Raw genomic sequence first — 22,756 nt, 5'->3', positions numbered from 1 at the left:
AAGAATGTCCTCTAATATAGAATCCAAAATCCAAAATTTAGCAGTAGGCGAGTATCAATGTTTAGCCAATCTAAACATATATGATTCTCCTAATTGCGATCGCTTAGCAACCCAAGCGGCAAAGGGTCGGCATTTATACTTAACATTAGACGCCTCTACAGAACGCCCAACGTCTTTACAAGTCTGTCTTTGCGAAGACGATTATCCAGGATGGCTGTTACTTTCAGATTTAGATTTGTTACAACCATGTACTGTATCCTATAGAGCGATATCGTTTTCCGAAGCCGAGATTAAAAACCTTTTACCAGATGCGATCGCTTTTACCCACAAAGCTATGGAACAACCAAACTATTACCTTTGGGGAGGTACGGTAGGACCAAATTATGATTGTTCGGGATTGATGCAAGCAGCATTCGCTTCTGTCGGAATTCTTATACCCAGAGATGCTTATCAACAGGAAGCTTTCACCCAACCCATTTCTTTAACAGAATTACAACCAGGAGACCTCATTTTCTTTGGAACTTCCCAAAAAGCAACTCATGTGGGACTGTATTTAGGAGATGGTAAATATATCCATAGCTCTGGAAAAACTCAAGGGCGCAATGGAATTGCAATTGACCGTCTCACGGAACAAGGTGATGAGGTTAGTCGGTCATATTATCAGCAACTGCGCGGTGCTGGAAGAGTGGTCAAGAGTTACGAACCACAGAAACGCTAGGAATACGGGAAATTATGAGGAGTGGACTGGTTAATGGATTGACTGGGTACAATGAAGCAACGGCATCAGTTGTTCCAGATGTTTCTATAGTGGTGCCAGTGCATGATGAAGTAGAAAGCTTACCATATTTGCTGGAAGCGATCGCATCTACTTTAACTGCTACTGACTTAAGTTATGAAATTATTTGCGTAGACGATGGTTCATCTGATGGTTCGGCGCAATATCTTAAAGAACAAGCACAAATTCGTACCGATCTTAAAGCAGTTATCTTACGCCGCAATTACGGTCAAACAGCCGCAATGTCAGCCGGGTTTAATTACGCACTTGGCAAAGCAATTGTCACTATAGATGCTGATTTGCAGAACGATCCGGCGGATATACCCATGTTACTGGCAAAGTTAGAGGAAGGCTACGATTTGGTCAGTGGTTGGCGGAAAAATCGGCAAGATGCAGCCCTGAAACGATTGCTTCCTTCTAAAATTGCTAACTGGATTATTCGACGAGTTACGAGTGTCAACGTTCATGATTATGGCTGTTCGCTCAAAGCCTATCGTGCAGAACTTGTAGCGGATATGAACCTCTACGGGGAATTACACAGATTTCTTCCGGCTTTGGCTTATATCGAAGGCGCAAGAATTACAGAATTACCAGTTCGCCATCACGCTCGACGTTTTGGTCGTAGCAAGTACGGATTATCGCGTACTTTCCGCGTGTTGATGGACTTGTTAACCATATATTTTATGAAAAAGTTCCTGACCCGCCCAATGCACGTTTTTGGTCTGTTAGGGCTGATTTCAATGATTACAGGCGGAGCAATAGGAATTTACTTGACTTTTATCAAAATTGCCTTTCAAGTAGACATTGGGAATCGCCCTCTGTTAATTCTGGCAGTCCTGTTGCTAGTGACGGGAGTACAGTTATTTTGTTTTGGTCTTTTGGCAGAGTTGCTAATGCGTACTTACCACGAATCTCAAGGACGCCCTATCTATCGTGTCCGTGAGATTGTTGCAAAAAGTATCAAATAATCTTAAATACGTAATTTCACTCACGACCTCGTAAAGAAATCTAAGTTACAACAGAAGCCATCTAAAACAGGCAAAAAATTAAATGACTGCCTGCTTTAGGTGGCTTTAAATATAAGCCAAGAAATGCGTTTCTTGGTGTGAGGATGATTTAGTTAATTAGTATAAAAGCGCATCTACCTTGAAAAACTTATACATGAATGACGCCCAAATGCGGCGTAACCTGCTGTTTTCATTTGCAGCAGGTTTATTATTCTGGTCTAGCTCGGCTTCTTTACTGCCAACCTTACCACTTTACCTAGAAAAATATGGAGCGACTAACCAAGAAATTGGGATAGTGATGGGTAGTTTTGCCCTGGGATTGTTACTTTTCCGTTCTCGGTTCGGACAGTTGGCAGATGAACGAGGTCGTAAAATTGTATTGCTTATCGGTACATTTGTGGGAGCGATCGCACCTCTTGGCTATTTATTCATCAAATCATTTCCGTTATTGATGGCGCTGCGCGTCTTTCACGGTTTAAGCGTTGCAGCTTTTGCACCTGGTTTCAATGCATTAATTACGGACATCGCCCCTTCCCACAAACGCGGTGAAGTCATGGGTTATTTGAGCTTGGTTAATCCTATTAGTGTTGCCCTAGGACCAGCTTTAGGAGGTTATGTACAAGCGCTTGGCGGCAACAACTATATCTTTTTGTTGGCAGGGGGATTAGCTTTCGGAGCTTTCTTGTGTGTCATGCAAATTGCTAACCCACATATAGAACAACAGCCTGAAGAGATTCAAAACAATAAATTTTGGCAAGTGTTACTCAGCCCAAGGGTAAGAGTTCCCGCAGAAATTCTGTTACTGGTTGGTTTAGCTGTCGGAACTTTGAATACTTTTGTACCGTTATTTATCAAATCCAGCAAAGTAGACCTCAATACCGGATTGTTTTATACAGCAGCAGCTTTTGCTAGCTTTAGCGTCAGGTTGTTCGCTGGTAAAGCAAGCGATCGTCTCGGTCGGGGTTTGTTTATTACCCTTGGCCTCCTGTGTTACTGTGCAGCTATGTTCATTTTGTGGGAAGCTCACAGCGCTCGAGCTTTTTTGGTAGCCGCCTCCTTTGAAGGAGCAGGTGGCGGTATGCTATTTGCTGTACTTGCAACTCTCATGGCAGACCGTTCCTTACCACAGGAAAGAGGACGAGTTTTTGCCCTGTGCATTGTGGGATGGGATATTGGGCTAGTCATAGCAGGTCCAATTTTTGGTGCGATCTCCGAACGCATGGGTTACCGAAATATGTTTGGTTTTGATGCCTTTTTAACTATCCTGGCACTTCTTCTTTTCTTGACAAAATCTAGCAAAGACCTACCAAATTCCCTTCGCTTTGCCCTAGGACGAGGTGTAGATATTTATGCTTTGAAAAAAGTTTAAGATGATTTTAGATTTTGGATTGAGAACTTCTCTCTTGTGGTGCGGGCATCTTGCCCGCCCATTAGACAAATCTGCCCGCCCATGATACAAATTGGTCTTTCTTAGGAGTCAATATAGCTAAGATTGGCATCACTCAAATTTGTATCATGAATACGAGCCTTACTCAAATTGCTACAACTTAAATCAGCATGACTGAGATTAGCTTTCTTAAAATTAGTGTCACTCAAGTTAGCATTGAAAAGGCAGGTATTAGTTAAATTAGCTTTATTGAGGTTTGCACGTGTTAAGTCAGCACAACTGAGATTAGCATGACTCAAATCAGTATGACTGAGATCGGCATAGCTAAGGTCTGTATAATTGAGTAAAGCGCCTAGAAGCCTAGCACCTTTAAGATTTGCATAGCTGAGGTTCGCACCTCTAAGATCTGCATCCTGCAGATTAGCTCCTTGTAGATTTGCATGACTCAGATCTGTACCATTAAGGTAAGCTCCCACTAAGTTAGCATCACTTAAGTCAGTTCTACTAAGGTTAGCACCACTGTAGTTAAGAAAACCATCTTTAACAAGACTTGAATGCTTTATTGCAGAATCTACAGAAAAATTGAAACTGGTATTTTCTTGTTCAATTAAATTTTTTTTTACATCTTTTTGGAGAAATACTTGGTTTTTGTTTTGAAATTCCCGTTCTAGTTCTGATTTAGACACAATTCTAGATCTCCATCAAACTGAAATTTTGATTCTCATTAAATACAGCCATGACATCTTTTATTACGCTAATTTGTGCATATTTAATTTGATGTCAATTCGCTAAAATGTTAGCTTCAGTGAACTTATGCAAATTTTTCAACATTTTTGTTGAAGAAGGCAAAGGGCAGATGATGAGATCGGTGCGGTTTTGAGCTTTGCCAAAGTAGAGCAACTGATGTATAGCCCTTACGGGCATAGCTTTCAATATCGTGTAGCGCGTGCTTCGCACATAGCGTGTCGCGCTAGCAACTGAGGATCTCCAAAAGAGTGTGTTCTTTGGATATTCAAGCTGGTTATTACTATCACCCTCAATACTTTTCCTCTGGACTGCTTTGTGTTTCTGACTTTCTTGATAAAACCTTACAAATATTTATATTTTTTAATAAACTAATTAATGATGATGGGTTGCTGACTAATCTAAATAGGTATTCAGGAATCAATGATTTCTGAACTCTATGCCTGATGCTCAATTTTCATCACAATTTAGAGTAGAAGAAAAGACACGGTAGAATGATTGGGCAGCAATATCACTCTTAGTTGCTGGTATTGACTGAAACACAGTTGAAATTAACTAGCGTTTGCCGTGACAGTACTTCGCACGTCTGATACTCAATTGCGATACAACCTGCTGGTTCTCTTTGCAGCAGGTTTATTATTCTGGTCTAGCATGGCTTCATTACTACCAACATTGCCAATTTATCTCAGGCAACTGGGTACAAACAGGCAGGAAATTGGAATTGTAATGGGCAGTTTTGCTATTGGATTGTTGCTGTTTCGTCCTTGGTTGGGGAAGTTGGCAGATAGGCGGGGTCGTAAGATAGTGTTGCTTATCGGTACACTCGTAGCTGCGATCGCACCTCTAGGCTACTTAACAATCAAGTCTATTCCGTTGTTAATGATAGTTCGTGCGTTTCATGGCATCAGTATTGCGGCTTTTGCCACTGGATTTAATGCTTTAGTTGCGGATATAGCTCCTCCTGAAAAAAGGGGTGAAATTATTGGCTACATGAGTTTAGCCAATCCAATTGGGTTTGCCATCGGACCTGCTTTGGGTGGATATCTACAATCTGAGGCTAGTAATAAGGTTTTATTTCTTATAGCTGCAGAATTGGCACTCGTAGCAGTCTTAGGTATTGTTCCCATCTTTAACCCACCTCTACCAAAACTTAAAAGAACGGATACAAAGGACAATCAAGTTTGGAAAATTTTATTGAGTCCAAGGGTGAGAACCCCGTCTATTATCATGTTGCTCATTGGTTTAGCTATAAGTGCCATACACATTTTTATACCTTTGTTTGTTAAAGAAGCCAAAATTGAGCTAAACCCTGGTTTGTTTTTCACTGCTGCAGCCATCTCAGGTTTTGGCATCCGGTTATTTACGGGCAAAGCTAGCGATCGCTTGGGGCGTGGCTTATTTATTACTATCAGTTTAGTTTTCTATACTGTGTCAATGTTAATTTTATGGCTAGCATATAGTCCTCCTATTGTCTTATTGGCAGCAGTTGTAGAAGGAGCAGCCTCTGGAATCTTAATTCCTACAATTACAGCTATGATGGCTGACCGAGCAAAACCTCAAGAGCGAGGACAAATTTTTGCTCTGTGTTTGTTGGGATTGGATGTGGGGATTGCGATCGCGGGTGTGTTGTTCGGGTTATTTACTCATCATTTCGGTTATCGAAAGATGTTTCTTGTTTCTGGTTTCTTAACTTTCTTGGGAATTTTCTTCTTCATAACCCAGTCCAACAACAGCATAGGTAGTTCTCTACGCTTTGCTCTCGGTCGCGAATCAGATAATTACGCCATCAAAAAAATCTAAGGATCTACCTTAATAACAAAGACGCGCCGTAGCGCGTCTCTACCTAAATATCACGGGAGTGCGGAGTGTCAAATAAATAATTAACGGGCGAGGAGGGATTCGAACCCCCGACACCGTGGTCCGTAGCCACGTGCTCTAGTCCACTGAGCTACACGCCCTTACAAGAATTCAATACTAACACACACTTTTCCAATAATGCAAGAAAATTCTGAAAATTTGTCTGCCCTAAGTCATTTAGACGATCGCGGGCAAGCCCAAATGGTAGATGTGTCTGATAAAGCGCCTACAGTCCGGGAAGCCATAGCCATTGGCAGAGTCAAGATGTTAGCAGAAACCTTTAATGCCATTCAAGCAGGAAACGTTCCCAAAGGAGACGTATTGGGTACAGCAAGGTTAGCAGGAATTATGGCAGCCAAACAAACGGCTTCATTGATCCCCCTATGCCACCCTCTCCCTTTGCACAAAATCGAAGTGCAAGTTACACCCGATCCCCAACTTCCTGGCTATCAACTTCAAGCGATTGTCAAAACTAAAGCAGAAACAGGCGTAGAAATGGAAGCGCTAACAGCTGTTTCTGTTACTGCTCTCACCCTTTATGACATGGCAAAAGCCTTAGAAAAATCAATTCAAATAGAAGCCATTCAGCTTGTCAGTAAAACAGGAGGGAAATCAGATTGGGGAGTAGGGAATAGGAAATAAGAAAAGGTGGGAATTACCCACCTTCATCAACCCAACAAACTACTTTTATCGGTGGCGATCGCCTAACCACTTAGCTGCTGCAAGCCCCAAAATAGCTCCTACAACAGGATTGCTTAAAAACCTCATGATACCAGGTTGCTCTGCCAAAACTTCGCGGAAAATATCGGGATGGTTGTGATACGCGAAGGATGCTAGTTTGCTCACGTCATCAGCACTCATGCGACCAGCATGGTGAGTTGAAAGACCGAGTTGTTGTTCCAAATGCTTTTCATCTAGCCCTCTTTGTTTGAAGTGCTTGAAAAAGGCATGGGCTACATCATCGCGTTCGTTAGGTTTTATTTGAGAAATTGCCTTTTGCAATTCGGGTTCCATTTGATTAGTAGGAATTCGGTCTGGATGCAAAGACCGACCAAACAACTGACGTCTTTCGTCTGCTGTTGTCCTTTGGGCAAAATCGTCAAAATTTTCGTACTCTGTTGCTGAAGAGGAGGAAGTCTCATCAAGTGACTCAACGTCACCTTGAGCCAAATCTTTCATGATTTGACGTCTATATTGTTCGCTACTACTCATTCTGAAATCTCCTTGTTTGTTGTTAGTTGTTGTTTGTTATTTGTTAGTCGTTCTTGAAACTATCAACTACTAACCACTAACCACTAACCACTAGCTATACTGAATCTGATTCGTTTGCACGTCGTATTGAACAGTCAAAATTCGCTGTTTGTCTGGTGCAAATACAAGAACTGTTAAATCCTGTTTTGGAAAGTTCTTATGAAAACCTTCAACCAAAGACTTTGCTAACGAGCGCACTTCATTAGCAGGAACTTTAGAGGAAATCACTACACCAAGCTTATTATTATCTCGTACATAAGCATCAGAAATTAATCCTTTCGATGCTTGGACAACCCAGTTACCAAAACTTTCTCCAGTTGGAGTATTTCCTCGCTCTAATTCTCCGTAGGTAACATTTCTACCAATCGTAGGCACATTTGTAGTGCGATCGTTCTTAGCTACAGCACCACCCGCACAAGCAGTGGTAATCGTCAAGATTAAAATCAAAACGGAAGCTACTAACATTTTACGGCTCTGTTGAAGCCAACCCATCTTTCTTACCTCCAAATTTCTTTTCAAAATTGGTAATATTGATTTTTTTCTTAAAGGTAATACGCCTTAATTTACAGGAATCGCACATCATTGTGTTTTCTCTCCTTTCCAAGAAGGTACTTTTACCCCCCTAGTCCCCCCTTGGTAAGGGGGGAGATTTGATTGTCAGTTCCCTCCTTTGAACAGGGGGAGATTTGACTGTCAGTTCCCTTCCCTTTGAACGGGGAGAAATTAGATTTCTAGTCCCCTCCCTTTGAAACCTGCGGTGTACACACAAGTCTTCTAAAGTGCTTTCTTGCATTTTCAATCCCCCCTAGCCCCCCTTAAAAAGGGGGGAAAATCTTGAAAGTCCCCTTTTGAAGGGGGATTTAGGGGGATCTTGAAAGATGTGTGTACACCGTAGACCTTTGGAACGGGGAGAAATTAGATTTCTAGTCCCCTCCCCTTTCCAAGGGAAGAGTTAGGGTGGGGTAAAACAATAAATATTTCGTTCAAAAACCAAATGAAATTCCTGTAGTAACTAAACCTTTTTGAGGGTCTAGTCCCCGACTTATTTAGAAAGTTAGGGATTTAAAAATATCTTCTAGACCCTCAAAATCAATGCGATCGCGTACTAGTCAATATTTTTCTTGACGTTATCTTTTACGTCTTCAACACCTTGACGCACTTCGCTTTCAGCTTGCTTTGCTTTACCTTCAGCTTTATCTTCTGGATCTCCAGTAACATTTCCTAGTGCTTCTTGAGCTTTTCCTTCAACATTTTTAGCAGTTGCTTTTGCGCGATCTTCTAAACTCATATTGTCCTCCTTGTTTCTTTCAAAGCTTCTTATAACTTTGAAACTTTTCGTGATTACTCTTACAAATTAACTTAACTTTTTTCTTAAAGCCTTCCGTCACAAGATACATTAGTTATCTATCCTAAAAGGTGGAGAATGTAATGTATTACTATTCATACCTTTATAGATACTAAATTGTTAAGAAATAAGTAGCTCCCTCAAAAAACATAATTTACATTGCACTATAGTAATGTAAGTTGTGGTATATAGCTTATTAGCGGGGATCGATTGTTATAACTCAAAAATTCATGAAAAAACTCGGTCTCACAAAGAACCGAGTTCAAAAAATTATATGTAATATTACTTATCTTTGTCTAATCAAGAAAACCCATGAGTGATTCAGTATCACCAACTTCATTTGATGCTACTGGACGGTTGCCCATAACAGAGTAAGTTTGAGAAACAACTAGTTCGCTAGAACCAATTGGACGAACTCCAGATAGGTTAAGAGTATCAACAATATCGAATGTATGTGCGCCAACAGGACGCACGCCCATTAAATTTCTTGTTTCTACAACTTGCAAATTACTGGCAGTCACGGGACGTATGCCAGAAATCGCTAGTGTATCACGGACTTCTAGTTTACCTGGAGTTTCTAATTGCAACGGCTTATCACCGTTTTTTTCCACTTGCTCTGTGTTAGCACTCTGACCTTGATGATTGTCTTCCACAATTGTTTCCCCCTTTTGCTTGGTACGATGTATATTTTGAACTGACTGCTCGATCGGGATGGGTCAATATTTATCTTGTATGACCTGCAATTATTAACTTATTTTACAATACTCAGGAAATTCCAAAGTTTTCATTAACATTCCGAGTTTAACCTTGATAAAGCTGCTGGATGTAAAAATCTATTTAAAGTAACATATAACTAAAACATATTATTAATTTATGTAAAAGGGGATTGGGGACTGGCGATTGGGGATTGGGAAAGAAATAATTTCCCAGTCCCTAGTCCCCAATCGCCAATCGCTACTATAGGATAGGGTACTTTCAATACCAAATTGATTTATGAAAGAGTTTTGTCTTCAGGCTCCTTTTGAACCAACAGGCGATCAACCAAAAGCCATTTCTCAACTAATTAAGAGCGTTAATTCTGGCGTTAGGTATCAAACTTTACTAGGAGCTACGGGAACAGGAAAAACTTTTTCCATTGCGTCCGTGATTGAAAAAGTAGGGAAACCCGCCCTAGTCTTAGCTCACAACAAAACTCTTGCCGCACAACTTTGTAACGAGTTGCGCGAATTCTTTCCCAACAATGCCGTCGAGTATTTTATCAGTTATTACGATTACTACCAACCGGAAGCTTATATTCCCGTCACTGACACTTATATAGAAAAGACAGCTTCGATTAATGATGAAATAGATATGTTGCGGCACTCCGCAACGCGATCGCTCTTTGAACGTCGCGATGTCATTGTTGTTGCTTCCATTAGTTGCATTTACGGTTTGGGAATTCCTTCAGAATACCTAAAAGCTGCTATTCCTTTTCAAGTAGGCATGGAAGTTAATCAACGGGAAATACTGAAAGACTTGGTATCAGTTCAATACGGTCGTAACGATCTAGAAATTGGTCGCGGACGTTTTCGGGTTCGGGGAGATGTTTTAGAAATAGGTCCAGCATATGAAGACCGAATCATTCGTGTAGAATTTTTTGGCGATGAGATTGATGCAATTCGTTACGTCGATCCAGTGACGGGTGAAATTCTCAAGAGCGTAGAAGCAGTTAATATTTACCCAGCACGTCACTTTGTCACCCCAGAAGAAAGGCTAGATGAAGCGTGTAATGCGATCGCCGCCGAACTTAAAGAGCGCAAAGCACAATTAGAGGAAGCGGGAAAATTACTAGAAGCGCAACGTATAGACCAACGTACTCGTTATGACTTGGAGATGTTACGGGAAGTTGGTTACTGCAATGGTGTGGAAAACTATTCCCGTTATCTAGCAGGACGAGAAGCAGGCGCACCTCCGGAGTGTTTAATTGATTATTTTCCTAAAGACTGGCTGTTGGTAATAGACGAATCTCACGTTACTGTACCGCAAATACGCGGAATGTACAATGGCGACCAAGCACGAAAGCGAGTGTTAATCGAGCATGGCTTTCGTCTTCCAAGTGCTGCAGATAACCGTCCGTTGAAAGCAGATGAATTTTGGACAAAGGTAGACCAGTGTATTTTTGTTTCTGCAACTCCAGGAGATTGGGAGTTGGAAGTTTCTGACTCTCACGTGGCGGAACAGATTATCAGACCAACGGGAGTGATTGACCCAGAAATTATGGTGCGTCCTACAGAAGGGCAAATTGATGATTTGTTAGGTGAGATTAGAGATAGAATTGACCGTAGCGAACGAGTGCTAATTACAACATTAACTAAACGCATGGCAGAAGATTTAACCGAATATCTAGAAGATAATGGCGTTCGGGTAAGATATCTGCATTCAGAAATTAATTCCATTCAGCGAATTGAGATTTTACAAGATTTGCGTGATGGGAATTTTGATGTCTTAGTAGGTGTCAACTTGTTGCGAGAAGGTTTAGATTTACCGGAAGTTTCTCTGGTAGCAATATTGGATGCTGACAAAGAAGGATTTTTGCGTGCAGAACGCTCTTTGATTCAAACTATTGGTAGAGCAGCACGTCACATTCGAGGACAAGCGATTTTATATGCTGATAATTTGACTGACAGCATGAGCAAAGCTATTTCGGAAACTGAAAGGCGTCGCGCTATCCAAATGGCTTATAACGAAAAGCACGGTATTACACCCAAACCAATTGTGAAAAAATCGAAAAATGCAATTTTGTCTTTTTTGGAAGTTTCAAGACGCTTGAACGCAACTGAGTTAGAAACAATTGAACAAAATGCTGATGATTTACCGTTAGAAGAGATTCCACAGGTGATTACTCAACTAGAGGAATTAATGAAGGAAGCAGCAAAGAAACTGGAGTTTGAAGAAGCGGCTAAGTTACGCGATCGCATTAAGCAACTGCGAGATAAATTAGTAGGACAGTAGTCACTTTATAAAGTAAGCATATGGTTCAAAGTTTACCCAAAACCGTCACTGTTGAAGAATTTGCCGCCTGGTATCCAGAAAACTCAGAACGCCGTTACGAACTACATAATGGAGCGATTGTTGAAATGCCATTACCAGTTGGCGAACATGAAGAAGTTGTTGGATTTGTAGCTACAAAATTGTCATTAGAATACAGTCGGCTCAATCTTCCATACTTTATTCCCAAAACAGTTTTCGTTCAACCTCCTCAAAATGAATCTAGTTACTCACCAGATATTTTGGTATTAAATCGACCGAATTTAGCGAACGAACCAATTTGGAAAAAGCAATCGATAATCACTTTGGTTGAGTCCATTCCTTTGGTAGTAGAGGTAGTGAGCACTAACTGGCGTGACGATTATCATAAAAAATACGCGGACTATGAAGAAATGGGAATACCTGAATACTGGATTGTTGATTATGCTGCATTAGGAAGTCGGGAGTTTCTTGGTAAACCCAAACAACCGACTATCTTAGTTTGTACTCTAGATGAAGGTGAGTATCGCATCCGCAAGTTTCGGGGTAGCGAACGCATCCAATCTCCAACATTTCCAGAGCTTATTCTAACTGCCGAGCAAATTTTTCAAGCCGGAAATAGTCCGTAATGCCAAGTTACGAAATGCATGACACATATACATGAGTCGTAGGGGCGCGGCGAGCTTGCGCCTTTACGAGTACAACCAGTAGGTTATTTACTTAATTGATTCGTCACATTTTTGACATAAAAAATACATTGTTTTGTGACTTAGACAGTGTAATTTGATATATAGAAATCGAAAATTTACTGAAAAATAAATGCTAGGTTTTGCTGAAAACTCGCTGATTGTTCTCTGAGGGTGCATTTTGAATCAATCGGTACGTGCAAAGCTTGGCAGCGAACTTGGAGTTGTGTAAGGCTCTTTTGAGTCGTCGTTTGTCATGGGTAAAAAGAAAAGGCAAATGGCAATCTCAATAGAGAATTGGACGCTTAATTTACGCTGTCTATATCAATAATTTTACTATTGCTAATGAATTATCGGGAAAAATAAATGCTGGTTGATAGCCATAAAGTAGTTAGAGATAAAGTTATTGAAACCGAAGTTTGCATTGTTGGTGCGGGACCAGCAGGGATTACATTAGCAAGAGAATTTATTGGTCAGAAGTTTCGAGTCTGTTTGTTAGAAAGTGGGGAGCTTGACTTTAATCGGAAAACGCAATCGCTAAGTGACTGTGAAAATATTGGCTATCCTCCTTTTCTAGGTTTAAAAGATCTACGTTACCGACAGTATGGTGGACAAGCTAATTTATGGACTATTGAAATAAATGCTCAGCAAATTGGTTTGAGAGACGTACCGTTAGATGAGATAGATTTTGAAAAACGAGATTGGGTTCCTTATAGTGGTTGGCCTTTTAGTAAATCTCACCTAAACCCATATTACGAAAGAGCACAGACTGTTTGTAAATTAGGAAAGTTTGCTTAAGATAAACTAGGTTCTCCTTTACCGCGATTAACTTTTCACTGGGACGACATAAACACTGACAGTATTAGAAGAACACAAAAGATTTTTGCAGAAGAATTTGCCAATTCTGGATTGGGTGAGTTACAAATTCAACCATTAGAGGGAAATGTAACAATAAGTACGCATCATAATATGGGAACGACCCGCATGCATCTCAACCCCAAGCAAGGTGTTGTTGATGAAAATTGCCAAGTTCATAATGTTTCTAATTTATTTATAGCAGGTAGCTCCGTTTTTCCCACAGGTGGTTATGTTAATCCCACGCTGACTATTGTTGCTTTAGCAGTTAGATTGGCAGATCGAGTGAAAACTCTTTTCTCGTAAAAAATAAATTATCCAATCTTGTGGTACGGACGTCCTCACCCGTACTGGCAAAGGTATTGGTAGTTAGAACAGTTTTTCTGCTGCAATCGTCATTCGTTTTATTGTGACCATTCTGTCGGCTCCCTGTCCCAACGATACCGACGCAGTTCCGTCTTGAGTTCCGCAGGCAGCCTTGTGCCGTCGCTGACGGCGATGTTAGCACGTACATGTTCAATACGGCGCATACCTGGGATAACCGTGCTTACAGTTGGGTTATCCAGAATGAAGCGCAGTGCAAGCTCCGGTAGGCTCCAGCCTTGTGGCACAATCTTCTTTAATTCTTCAGTGCGATCGACACTTTCATTCAGGTTTTCCGGTACGAAGTACGAATTGCGCCAATCTCCTTCTGGCCATTTAGTGTCCTTAGTTAAAGTGCCAGTAAGTGTCCCTTCGTCAAACGGCACACGTGCGATTACACCGATATCCATTTCTTGGCATACCCGGAACAACTCGTCCTCTGGTGCTTGGTCAAAAATATTATAGACGACCTGTATTACATCGATCAAGCCAGTACGGAGCGCTTTGATCGCGTTCCACGGCTCCCAGCGGTTGATGCTGATGCCAAGTGATTTGATCAGCCCTTGCGATTTCAGATCGTCAATCGCTTTTTGCCAAGATGAATCATGAGTCCAAGCATCTTCCCAAACGTGGAAGTGCATCAGATCGATAGAGGATGTACCCAGATTGTGTAGGCTCTTTTCCGTATACTCGCGAATATGATCGTTTGGAAATACGTCTTCTAGCCGTGATTCCCGTGTTGATGGCCATTTCCGATCCTTTGGTGGAATTTTTGTGGCAATATAAAGTTTCTTGTCAGAATTGCGACGAATCAGCTCGCTGAAGAGTTGTTCACTGTGGCCTCGACCATAAATCCAGGCTGTGTCGAAGAGGTTGCAGCCGAGGTTAACTGCCTCCTGTAAACTCTCTATGCCAGAGGTGTCATCCGATCCGGTCCAACCACCTTCACCACCGCCGATGCCCCACATACCATAACCAATTTCACTAACTTTCCAGCCTAGTCTACCCATTCTCCTATACAGCATTTTTACCCTCGCAGATGATTTTGATTGATATGGTTGATGACCGAATACCACTTCATGTCGCCTACCATTTAAAATTTTCTTCTTGATTCAATCATGATTTTAGAAAGTTTGGTATGATGATACTTTGCATAAGTATCAAAAATACCTGCCTCAACTGAGTTCCAATGGCTCCCCCATTGGTGCAGCAAAGCCTGCGTTCTGGCACAAGAAAAGTAGAGTGTGTTGTCGGTGAATAGACTAGTTAATTTGGCACTACATTCTGAATCCTCTTCGGTTGGTTCCGGCAACAAAGTTAGTAACAGCATGAGGTCTTTATCTACCGATTCTTGAACGCACATCTTACGTAGAGATGCCCAAAACTCGCTGTAGGAAACTTTTCGCAGCTTGAATTGTGATTGACAGAAACTTTCTAGGAGATTGTCTAAGAGAATTCCTTGTGGCTGGAATACATGAAAGCAGCCGTGGCTCACCTCATAATCGTTGACCAAAGTGACGATGAAGCGACTAACATAATCGACTGGTGTATAATCTAGGCGAATTGGACTGGGAAAACGCAGACCAAGCTTGAGACAACCTCGGATCAAAGTATCAGACAGCGCTTTAAAGTTGGGAATTCCAGTGCAAGAACTTGGCATCACCTCTCCTAGTCTATAGATAGTAAGGGGTATTCCATGTTTGTGCGCTTGCCAGACTATCTTTTCCGCCACCCACTTAGACTGATTGTAGCCACTGTTTGGAATAGCTGTATCAAAAGGTTCTGTTTCCTCCTTTATCTTATTAAATGCAAATTTGCTAATTGGAAACACGCTCAAGGTGGAGATGTAATGAACCTGTTTGCGCTTACCAGTCATAGCCAGCTTCAAAATCTCCACTGTACCAAGTACATTGGTATTACGATGATGAGAGTAATCATGCAAGAAGTTTACCATAGCACCATTGTGTATTATCGTGTCGATAGTATTGGCAAGTCGCTCGAAGTGCTCTGGTATCAGAGATAACTCTAATTTACTTAGATCGCCAATAACTGGAATGATGCGCGGCGCAAAACTATCTTGCCACAGATTGTAGTGCCTCAGGTTGTCACACAGGTGCTCGTAGGCAATTGCTTTGTCGCCATCCCGCACTAAACAGAAAACTTTTACGTCACTCGTAATCAACAAGTCGTAAAGCAACTGTGCACCGATAAAACCCGTACCGCCTGTGAGAAACACGTTTTTTGGGGGATGCTGTTTGTTTGGCGAGGTCGCAATGCACAAAGAATTTAGTACCGTTTCGGAATTGCATACCACCTCGGCAGCTATGGTCGCTGCCTTCTGATTAACCCCAAGTTGGCTGGACTTATTATTCCTACCAGAGAGCAGCACTGCTTGGTCACGTATAGTTGGATGTACGAACACGTCCTGCACTGACAGCTTGACACGAAGCTGTTTTTCCATAGCTAAACTAAGATTTAGCGCTAGTAGCGAGTCACCACCACAGGTGAAGAAATCGTCATTAATACCAACAAAGTCAAATTTGAGTACCTGCAACCAAACTGAACGAATCATATACTCTTGAGGTGAAACGATTTCATCCTGGAGCGATGTGCGGTTGCTACCTATTTTGCTCATCATGTCGGCTAACGCTTTGCGATCGATCTTACCGTTATGGTTAAGTGGCATTGCTTGTAGTAAAAAGAATTTCTTTGGTACTGAGTACTTTGGCAACAGTTGCTCAACGTGCCGACGCAAAGTGGCTGTATCTAGGTTTCCCTCCGCTACTACGAAAGCCACCAGCATCTTGTGTTCAGTGTCGCCATGCACTAGGACTTTACTCTCGCGCACTTGTGGGTGATGACCCAGTACGGACTCGATTTCGGTCAATTCGATACGGATACCACCAATCTTTACTTGAAAGTCTTTGCGACCAACAAAGTGAAGCATACCATCGGGACAGTAGTAAGCAAGGTCACCAGTACGATACAATTTCTCTCCTGGGATTTCTGGAAAATGGTTGCTGACAAATGCTGCTGCAGTCTTCTCTGAGTCCTTTAGATAGCCTACCCCGAGACAGTCACCACCAATGTATATCTCACCGACAGCCCCTGGCGGTGTCAGGTTCATGTACTCATCTAAAACTGCTACATAAGTATTGTCAATTGCTCGCCCAATTGGAATCGACTGACTATCAGCCTTAGTGACCTCGTGGAAGATCGTGCCAATCGAAGCTTCAGTTGGTCCAAAGGTATTGGTAATGCCGATATGCGGTAGTATTTCCTTGAATCTCCGCACTGCCTTCGGGCTAATCTCTTCACCACCTATCAAGAGCTGGCGCAGCGATCGCAACTTCTGTGCTAAAGTAGGTTCGGCTCTTAATAAATTAACCATGGCGTTGAAAATCGATGGCACGAAATCCGTCATAGTAATTTTATTGGCAGCAATAATCTCAATGGTCTGGGATAGATCCAAGAGTCGCTTGGGAGGTGGAATAACTACTTGACTACCGTTAGTCAGTGGCCAAAGCATTTGCCAAATCGAGGAGTCGAACACATGCTTGCTGTTTTGTAGTACTACGTCGCGACCATTACTTTGATAACGACGGCTCATATACATAAAGCGATTGAGTAAGCCAAGATGAATATTTAAGGTACATTTGGGTATTCCAGTAGAGCCAGAAGTGAAAAAGCCATAAATCAAATCCTCCATACCGATTTGTACACCGTGGTTATTGTCGTCGCGCTCAGATAAATCGGCTTGTGCAACAGTAAAAGTCGGCACGTTCAGCTGGTTAAACACTGGATCTGACTCCGAGTGAATCACCAATTTTGGATCTACGCTGTCAATCAGTAGGCAAATACGTTCCGTAGACCAACTCAGATCTATTGGTATAAAAACAGATCCAAGTTTCATTAGTGCGATAACTGCTATTGGCAATTCGAGACAGTTATTCATCACCAATGGGATTAAATCACCCTTGCGAATACCTGCTTCTTGTAATTGAATGGCTAACTCGTTTGCCTTACTGTTTAGCGAACGATAGCTCAGTGTTGTATTCTCAAAAGTAACCCCAATTCGATTCGGTGTAGCTTCTGCTTGGTTCTCAAACAGTTGCAGAATGGTGCGATCTTTTGGATAGGCTACACTACGACCGTTCCAATCGACTAGGAGGCGACGCCGTGCCTCTAGTGCGACAATATTGATTTCACCGACGACATTAGAAGAGGATGCTACCAGGTTAGCAAAAATCTGACCCACGCAGCCCACCAGATGCTCCATTGCTTCCTTAGCAAAAACTTCAACATGGAAGTACAATTTCAGAGTGACTTGGGAATTGACCACAACAAAGCGGAACAGTATTTGTGGGATATTGCTTTTAGCTGGTTCAATGACATCCGTTGTCACAAACTCAAACCCAGCATCTGTTGCTCCCGATTCGTTTTCAGTTTCAAGTATCTTAGTAGTACCTATAGTCAAGACCGAGCGTGCTTGACCAAGCACAGTAGCGAAATCTTGCTCTTTCGCAAGATAGAGTTTCACCGATTGGGTATCAGTTGCCCCATCGGTTCCTATCGTGGCAAGTTTCAAATGTATTTCCGCACGTTCAACATAGCGGGATAAAACGCAAGTGGTGACAGCCAAGCAAATCGCCTCACCATCACTATCCTCACTTACTCCAAAAACTTCTGCAAATGCACTAATATTTTCACAAACAACGGCTTGCACACTACACCAGTTACAGGTAGTAGTTACTTGAACAGTTGAATCATCGGAACTGACAACAATTCCAGGAGCAAAACTTGTCAATTTCATAATCAACTCCGAGTCAACATAATTTTTATTGGCGTTTCTGGCTGAAAAAAAGACTTTGGGTTTAATCCTGAGTGACCAAGTAACATCAATTTTTATTGGTGCAATCTGTGAGTTAAGGAGCGCAAACAAACAGAAAAGCAGCTAAGTAGTCTTATCGAATGGGTTCAATTTACTTTTCTGAAAATCCCAAGGCGCTTAACTTGATACACTCCCTCCCGACATAGCATGACAAAATAATACACTACATCCATGAATCTCACTGGCTTGTTTGTACCAAGCTGCGATCTTTTGTCAAACCGCCATTCAGCGTTAGGTCCGTTCTGCTCTACGTAATGCAGAAATATCTGGACTTGGTGTTCACCGTCAAATGATTCTCTCCAGTGTTCTACTTCACAGCCTCTATATACCAAAGCATCACCAGGATTGAGGTAAATTTTCGAGTCACCTTTCGGTCCGTTCACACAAATCGGCCACTTGGTGCTACCATCCGAACCTAATGTCAAGGTCACGCTGACTTCACAAGCAGATCTATCTTTGTGTCTCTTTAAGAAATCGCCTTTCTTGTAGATTCGACCGTATGTATAGGTAGGATACAGTTTTAAACCTGTGACTAGTTCTATTTTGGGACGCAACTCTTCAAGGAGCGTTTCCATGAGCAAATCATAATAAAGTTTTGGTGTTCTTGGAAAAGATGAACCGATCTCTATTCTAGTCTGACCAACACTTTTTTTCATAAGCGCGTACTTGTATGAAACTGTTAACAAAGGATCGGTCAAAAATGATTTTAAAACGATATACTTGTCTGACTTGAAAATTTCTGAAACTTCTTGATTTTGATTCATTTTCTTATCCTCCAATATTAATTTTTTATCTTAAGAGCATTTTTTTTTGCTTCGTCAACTGAGATTTGTTCTAATTCTTTCCAAGTCTGAGCAATTTCTTCGACAACTTCGAGAGATGGATGCTCACTTTTTCAATAACCAAAACTTGTCTCCATTCAATCATAGGCATCAGGCAATTCATCTTCTACTAACCTTAAGGGAGAATACTGATAGGCAATAATAGTTAATAACATAGTTAATGTACCTGAAATAATAAAGATAAAACCAATGCCTCGACCAGGCCCAGTACCAATCAATTTTCCGATAGTTCCAGCTAGGAGTCCATTGGTTGTCATTAGAGGTTCAAATATCCGATCGGCTAGGGGACCAGCAATTAGATAAGCTAGAGGAAAACAGGAACAACAGATAGCACCAGTAAAGGAGAAAACTTTTCCCTGTATGTTTGGAGGGATTTTTTTTTGAAAAATCACTTGAACTGAACCGTTGATAAAAGGGGAGCAAAGAAAAAACAGAAAAGCAGCTACGCTAAATAGGATAATGGAAGGAGAGAAACCTGCAATTATTAGGGAAAATCCATTGAGCAACATAAAGCATAATAGGATCTTGATATAGTCTTGCCGTTCATTGCCCCAACTAGCCATCAGGATGCTGCCTATGACCATGCCCACACCACCAACGAATAGGATGATGCCAAGTTGAAAAGGGGAAGCAAAAGAAAGTATTAGAGGATAGGCGAGTATTTGAAGAATTCCAACCATAAAATTGTTACTAGCAAAAAAAAATAATATAGCCATCAGTCCAGAACGAGCGGTTAGATAATGGAAACTATCAACGGCTTCTCTGAGCAGTGAAGGTTTATTGGTTTCCTGTCTTTCTGTGGCTTGGTGGTGAGGAAAACGGACTAGGAACAGAGTAATTACGGAAAATGCAAAACTGCTTAAGTCCAGGGTAATAATTCCCGATAGTTGTATAACTTCCAGCAATATACCACCCAGCACAGGAGAAAGGAGTTGTCCAATGGCTGGTGCAAACTCAGTCATACCAGCAGCTCGACCTAAATATTTTTTAGGGACAAGCAAGGTGATGGCGGCACTATAAGCGGGACCTTGAAAGGCACTGAAGCTGGAACTTATAGCAGTTGCTAGACAGATGTGCCAGATTTGTATTTGTCCGTTAATTAGTAATAAGGCTATAGTCAAGGTACTTAACGCCGTACCTGTATCGCTGATAATCATCACCCAACGACGGTTCCAACGATCTACTAACACACCCGCTAAGGGAGAAATTATTATCAGGGGGAAAGTAGTGAAAAAAATCAGAAAGGATAGCTCAGTAACTGAACCATTCCGCTGATAAACCCAAATATCAATGGCAAAATTACTGAGTCTGGAACCTAAAGTGGAGAGTAGCTGACCCAGCCAGACGATAACAAAAATCGACATACTTTCAATTCTAAGTGGTTTCAGCATTTGATGTTTCTAATTGATGTTTCTGTGCTTGGTCAAGAGATTTTTGGATTTGTTGAGCTAGGATTTGGACATGAGGTGGTTCAACCATGTTTTCATGATTACCTGGCATCAAATAAGTTTCGACCTGTTCCACTAGTTGATTCCAGAAAAATTCAATATCGATATAATTCTCAAGGTATTTATTCTTCTCACTGGCTTTGAATAGAACAATTGAACCTGAGTAATATTGTGGTTGGTAATTTTCTCTGGCTTGAGATTCAAGCTTGTAAATCGTCAGAAGATGGCGAGCTTGAGCTAAATCAAAATCTTTTGGAACTAGATTTTTCTGCTTTGCCTGTTCCATCACATAAATAAGTCTGTCGTCTGGTGCTAATTGCTGTAGTTCTTCTAAACAGAGATCCAAATCTTCTTCTAATAAGTCTACTAATAGAGCAGCATTGTCTTCTGGTTGTAGTTCTCGATTTGTGGAAAAAGAAGAAGGATCGCTATCTAGTAGACCTAAGAAAGCTATCTGTTCACCTTGGTGGACAAGTTGCTGAGCCATCTCAAAAGCTATTAACCCTCCCAAAGACCAACCTGATAGAAAATAAGGGCCATGAGGTTGAACATATTTTAACTCCTGGATGTAGTGAATTGCCATTTTTTCAATGCTAGTATGAGGTTCGTTTTTGGGATTAACATTAACAGATTGTATGCCATAAAATGGTTGTTCTGAGCTTAGATAATAAGCTAAATGCTGATAGCAAAAAACAGTTCCTCCAGCAGGATGAACACAGAATAGAGGTGGTCGATTGCCGTTAGATTTGAAGGGAACCAGGGTAGACCAAGGTAAAGAATCTGTACTAGAACGAAGCAGAGTTGCTAACTGTTCGATAGTTGGACTTTGAAACAATGTTGCTAGTGGTAAATCTCTTTGAAATTGTTGTTTGATTTTTGACATTAAAACAACAGCAAGAAGGGAATGACCACCCAATTCAAAGAAGTTGTTTGTGACGCCAATGGGATTGACATTGAGAATATCTGACCAAATTTGAGCTAATTTTAGTTCTGTAATATTTCGGGGTAGAATTAACGTTTTTTGCTGGCTGAAATGCCCAGAAGGTGTAGGGAGAGCGAGTCTGTCTATTTTGCCGTTAGAAGTTAAAGGGAGGGTGTCGAGAATAACGAAGGCAGAGGGCACCATGTAAGTGGGGATCTGCTGTTGGAGGAATTCTCGTAGTTGATGAGTACTAAGGGTTTCCGACTCACTCACTACATAAGCAACTAAGCATTTATTTCCAGAAATATCTTCCATTGCAACGACAACAGTTTGTTTAATCTGAGAGTAGGTGTTGAGGATTGCTTCAATTTCTCCCAGTTCGACACGGAAGCCGCGAATCTTGACTTGGTTATCGCTCCGACCGAGGAATTTGATGTTACCATCACTCAAGTAGCTAGCTAGGTCGCCGGTTTTATAAAGGCGCTCTGATTTGGAATTAGCGAAGGGATTTGAGATGAATTTTTCTGCTGTCAACTCAGGACGGTTGAGGTAACCCCTAGCTAAACCATCTCCTCCAATGTATAATTCCCCAGGTACTCCGATGGGGACTGGGTTGAGGTGTTGGTCTAGAATGTAGATTTGGGTGTTGGCTATTGGTCGGCCTATGGAAGAAAGTGCATCTTCTTTCTTTGCTTCTACTTGGTAAAGTGTAGACCAGATAGTTGCTTCTGTTGGACCATAAAGATTCCACAATTCACTACCAGTTTCTAAAATTTGATGAGCTAGTTGAGCAGATAATGCTTCACCACCACACAAGATTTTCAGGGGATAGTTAGAAGACCACCCACCAGCTAGTAGCATTTGCCAAGTAGCTGGAGTGGCTTGCATAACGGTTGTCTTCGACTCGAACAACTCAGATATCAACCAATCCGCATTAGTAGCAATTTCACGGGAGGCTACAGTAACTTTTGCTCCTACTACTAATGGCAGATAAAGTTCAAGGGCTGCAATATCAAAGGAAAAAGTGGTGACTGCATTGAATGTATCTTTTTGAGTTAGCCCGGGAAGATGACTCATTGAATGTAGGAAATTGACTACATTATAGTGGCAAATTAGAACACCCTTAGGTTGACCCGTAGAGCCAGAAGTATAGATGACATAAGCCAAATTTGCTGCACTTACACCAGTTACCAAATTCTCCTGAGTGTGTGGTTCAATTACCTTCCAGTCTGTGTCCAAACACACCACCCGTGCAGCATGAGACGGCAGGGATGACAACAAGTTTTCTTGCGTCAACAAGACCTCCACACCGGAATCACTCAACATATAACTGAGGCGTTCTTGAGGATAATTGGGGTCAAGAGGTACATAAGCACC

Annotated in this window: 18 protein-coding genes, 1 tRNA gene and 1 pseudogene; 9 read left to right on the top strand and 11 right to left on the bottom strand. The window is 41.5% G+C overall.

Annotated features, from left to right (window positions below):
- The first annotated feature begins 4 nt into the window (after positions 1-4).
- From ACKTT2_RS07590 to ACKTT2_RS07580, 3 genes are all read left to right on the top strand, one after another.
- A complete protein-coding gene (locus ACKTT2_RS07590; RefSeq protein WP_407885351.1) occupies positions 5-718 on the top strand; it encodes a C40 family peptidase in 714 nt (237 codons plus the stop codon).
- A gap of 14 nt (positions 719-732) precedes the next feature.
- Positions 733-1,743, top strand: coding sequence for a glycosyltransferase family 2 protein (locus tag ACKTT2_RS07585; RefSeq protein ID WP_407885350.1), 1,011 nt, complete (start codon positions 733-735; stop codon positions 1,741-1,743).
- Between the two features lie 193 nt (positions 1,744-1,936).
- The gene (locus ACKTT2_RS07580) at positions 1,937-3,151 is read left to right on the top strand and encodes an MFS transporter (RefSeq protein WP_407885349.1); all 1,215 of its coding nucleotides are present in this window, start codon (positions 1,937-1,939) and stop codon (positions 3,149-3,151) included.
- 101 nt (positions 3,152-3,252) lie between these two features.
- Here the strand turns inward: ACKTT2_RS07580 and ACKTT2_RS07575 are convergent, their stop codons facing one another.
- A complete protein-coding gene (locus ACKTT2_RS07575) occupies positions 3,253-3,855 on the bottom strand; it encodes a pentapeptide repeat-containing protein (RefSeq protein ID WP_407885348.1) in 603 nt (200 codons plus the stop codon).
- A 625-nt stretch (positions 3,856-4,480) separates the two neighbouring features.
- On the opposite strand from ACKTT2_RS07575, the gene ACKTT2_RS07570 reads away from it, so the two are divergent.
- Entirely contained in the window at positions 4,481-5,713 is a 1,233-nt protein-coding gene (locus tag ACKTT2_RS07570; RefSeq protein WP_407885347.1) for an MFS transporter, read from the top strand.
- 84 nt (positions 5,714-5,797) lie between these two features.
- Here the strand turns inward: ACKTT2_RS07570 and ACKTT2_RS07565 are convergent.
- Positions 5,798-5,871: transfer RNA gene (locus ACKTT2_RS07565), tRNA-Arg, on the bottom strand.
- Between the two features lie 37 nt (positions 5,872-5,908).
- Here ACKTT2_RS07565 and moaC point away from each other — a divergent pair.
- Positions 5,909-6,412: a cyclic pyranopterin monophosphate synthase MoaC gene (gene moaC, locus ACKTT2_RS07560; protein ID WP_407885346.1), complete on the top strand. Its 504-nt coding sequence runs from the start codon at positions 5,909-5,911 to the stop codon at positions 6,410-6,412.
- Between the two features lie 45 nt (positions 6,413-6,457).
- Here moaC and ACKTT2_RS07555 read toward each other — a convergent pair whose 3' ends face one another.
- From ACKTT2_RS07555 to ACKTT2_RS07540, 4 genes are all read right to left on the bottom strand, one after another.
- Complete coding sequence (locus ACKTT2_RS07555; protein ID WP_407885345.1) at positions 6,458-6,982, bottom strand: hypothetical protein; 525 nt, start codon at positions 6,980-6,982, stop codon at positions 6,458-6,460.
- 90 nt (positions 6,983-7,072) lie between these two features.
- Complete coding sequence (locus ACKTT2_RS07550; RefSeq protein WP_407885344.1) at positions 7,073-7,513, bottom strand: hypothetical protein; 441 nt, start codon at positions 7,511-7,513, stop codon at positions 7,073-7,075.
- Positions 7,514-8,126: 613 nt separating this feature from the next.
- Positions 8,127-8,309, bottom strand: coding sequence for a CsbD family protein (locus ACKTT2_RS07545; protein WP_407885343.1), 183 nt, complete (start codon positions 8,307-8,309; stop codon positions 8,127-8,129).
- A 353-nt stretch (positions 8,310-8,662) separates the two neighbouring features.
- Complete coding sequence (locus ACKTT2_RS07540) at positions 8,663-9,019, bottom strand: hypothetical protein (protein ID WP_407885342.1); 357 nt, start codon at positions 9,017-9,019, stop codon at positions 8,663-8,665.
- 340 nt (positions 9,020-9,359) lie between these two features.
- Between ACKTT2_RS07540 and uvrB the strand changes: the two genes are divergently transcribed.
- The 4 genes and pseudogenes from uvrB to ACKTT2_RS07520 all read left to right on the top strand — a co-directional run.
- Complete coding sequence (uvrB, locus tag ACKTT2_RS07535; protein ID WP_407885341.1) at positions 9,360-11,357, top strand: excinuclease ABC subunit UvrB; 1,998 nt, start codon at positions 9,360-9,362, stop codon at positions 11,355-11,357.
- A gap of 20 nt (positions 11,358-11,377) precedes the next feature.
- Positions 11,378-12,001, top strand: a complete 624-nt coding sequence (locus ACKTT2_RS07530) for a Uma2 family endonuclease (protein WP_407885340.1) — start codon at positions 11,378-11,380, stop codon at positions 11,999-12,001.
- A 423-nt stretch (positions 12,002-12,424) separates the two neighbouring features.
- Complete coding sequence (locus ACKTT2_RS07525; protein ID WP_407885339.1) at positions 12,425-12,856, top strand: hypothetical protein; 432 nt, start codon at positions 12,425-12,427, stop codon at positions 12,854-12,856.
- A gap of 24 nt (positions 12,857-12,880) precedes the next feature.
- Positions 12,881-13,219: pseudogene (locus tag ACKTT2_RS07520) on the top strand (GMC family oxidoreductase); the annotation flags it as partial.
- A 98-nt stretch (positions 13,220-13,317) separates the two neighbouring features.
- Here the strand turns inward: ACKTT2_RS07520 and ACKTT2_RS07515 are convergent.
- The 5 genes from ACKTT2_RS07515 to ACKTT2_RS07495 form a co-directional block, all read right to left on the bottom strand.
- Positions 13,318-14,286 (bottom strand): aldo/keto reductase, encoded by a 969-nt coding sequence (locus ACKTT2_RS07515; protein WP_407885338.1) that lies wholly within the window; start codon positions 14,284-14,286, stop codon positions 13,318-13,320.
- Positions 14,287-14,369: 83 nt separating this feature from the next.
- Positions 14,370-18,089 (bottom strand): non-ribosomal peptide synthetase family protein, encoded by a 3,720-nt coding sequence (locus tag ACKTT2_RS07510; protein ID WP_407885337.1) that lies wholly within the window; start codon positions 18,087-18,089, stop codon positions 14,370-14,372.
- Between the two features lie 164 nt (positions 18,090-18,253).
- A complete protein-coding gene (locus ACKTT2_RS07505; RefSeq protein ID WP_407885336.1) occupies positions 18,254-18,931 on the bottom strand; it encodes a hypothetical protein in 678 nt (225 codons plus the stop codon).
- 155 nt (positions 18,932-19,086) lie between these two features.
- Positions 19,087-20,400: an MFS transporter gene (locus ACKTT2_RS07500; protein ID WP_407885335.1), complete on the bottom strand. Its 1,314-nt coding sequence runs from the start codon at positions 20,398-20,400 to the stop codon at positions 19,087-19,089.
- Positions 20,384-22,756, bottom strand: a 2,373-nt coding sequence (locus ACKTT2_RS07495) for a non-ribosomal peptide synthetase (protein ID WP_407885334.1), incomplete at its 5' end; no start/stop codon positions are given. The genes ACKTT2_RS07495 and ACKTT2_RS07500, both read right to left, overlap by 17 nt.

The sequence above is a fragment of the Scytonema hankhaensis NUACC26 genome (assembly GCF_045865695.1).
In the GTDB taxonomy this organism is placed as follows: domain Bacteria; phylum Cyanobacteriota; class Cyanobacteriia; order Cyanobacteriales; family Nostocaceae; genus Scytonema.
Note: the sequence above shows the minus strand (reverse complement) of the source record. Positions and strands in the feature narration are given on the sequence as shown.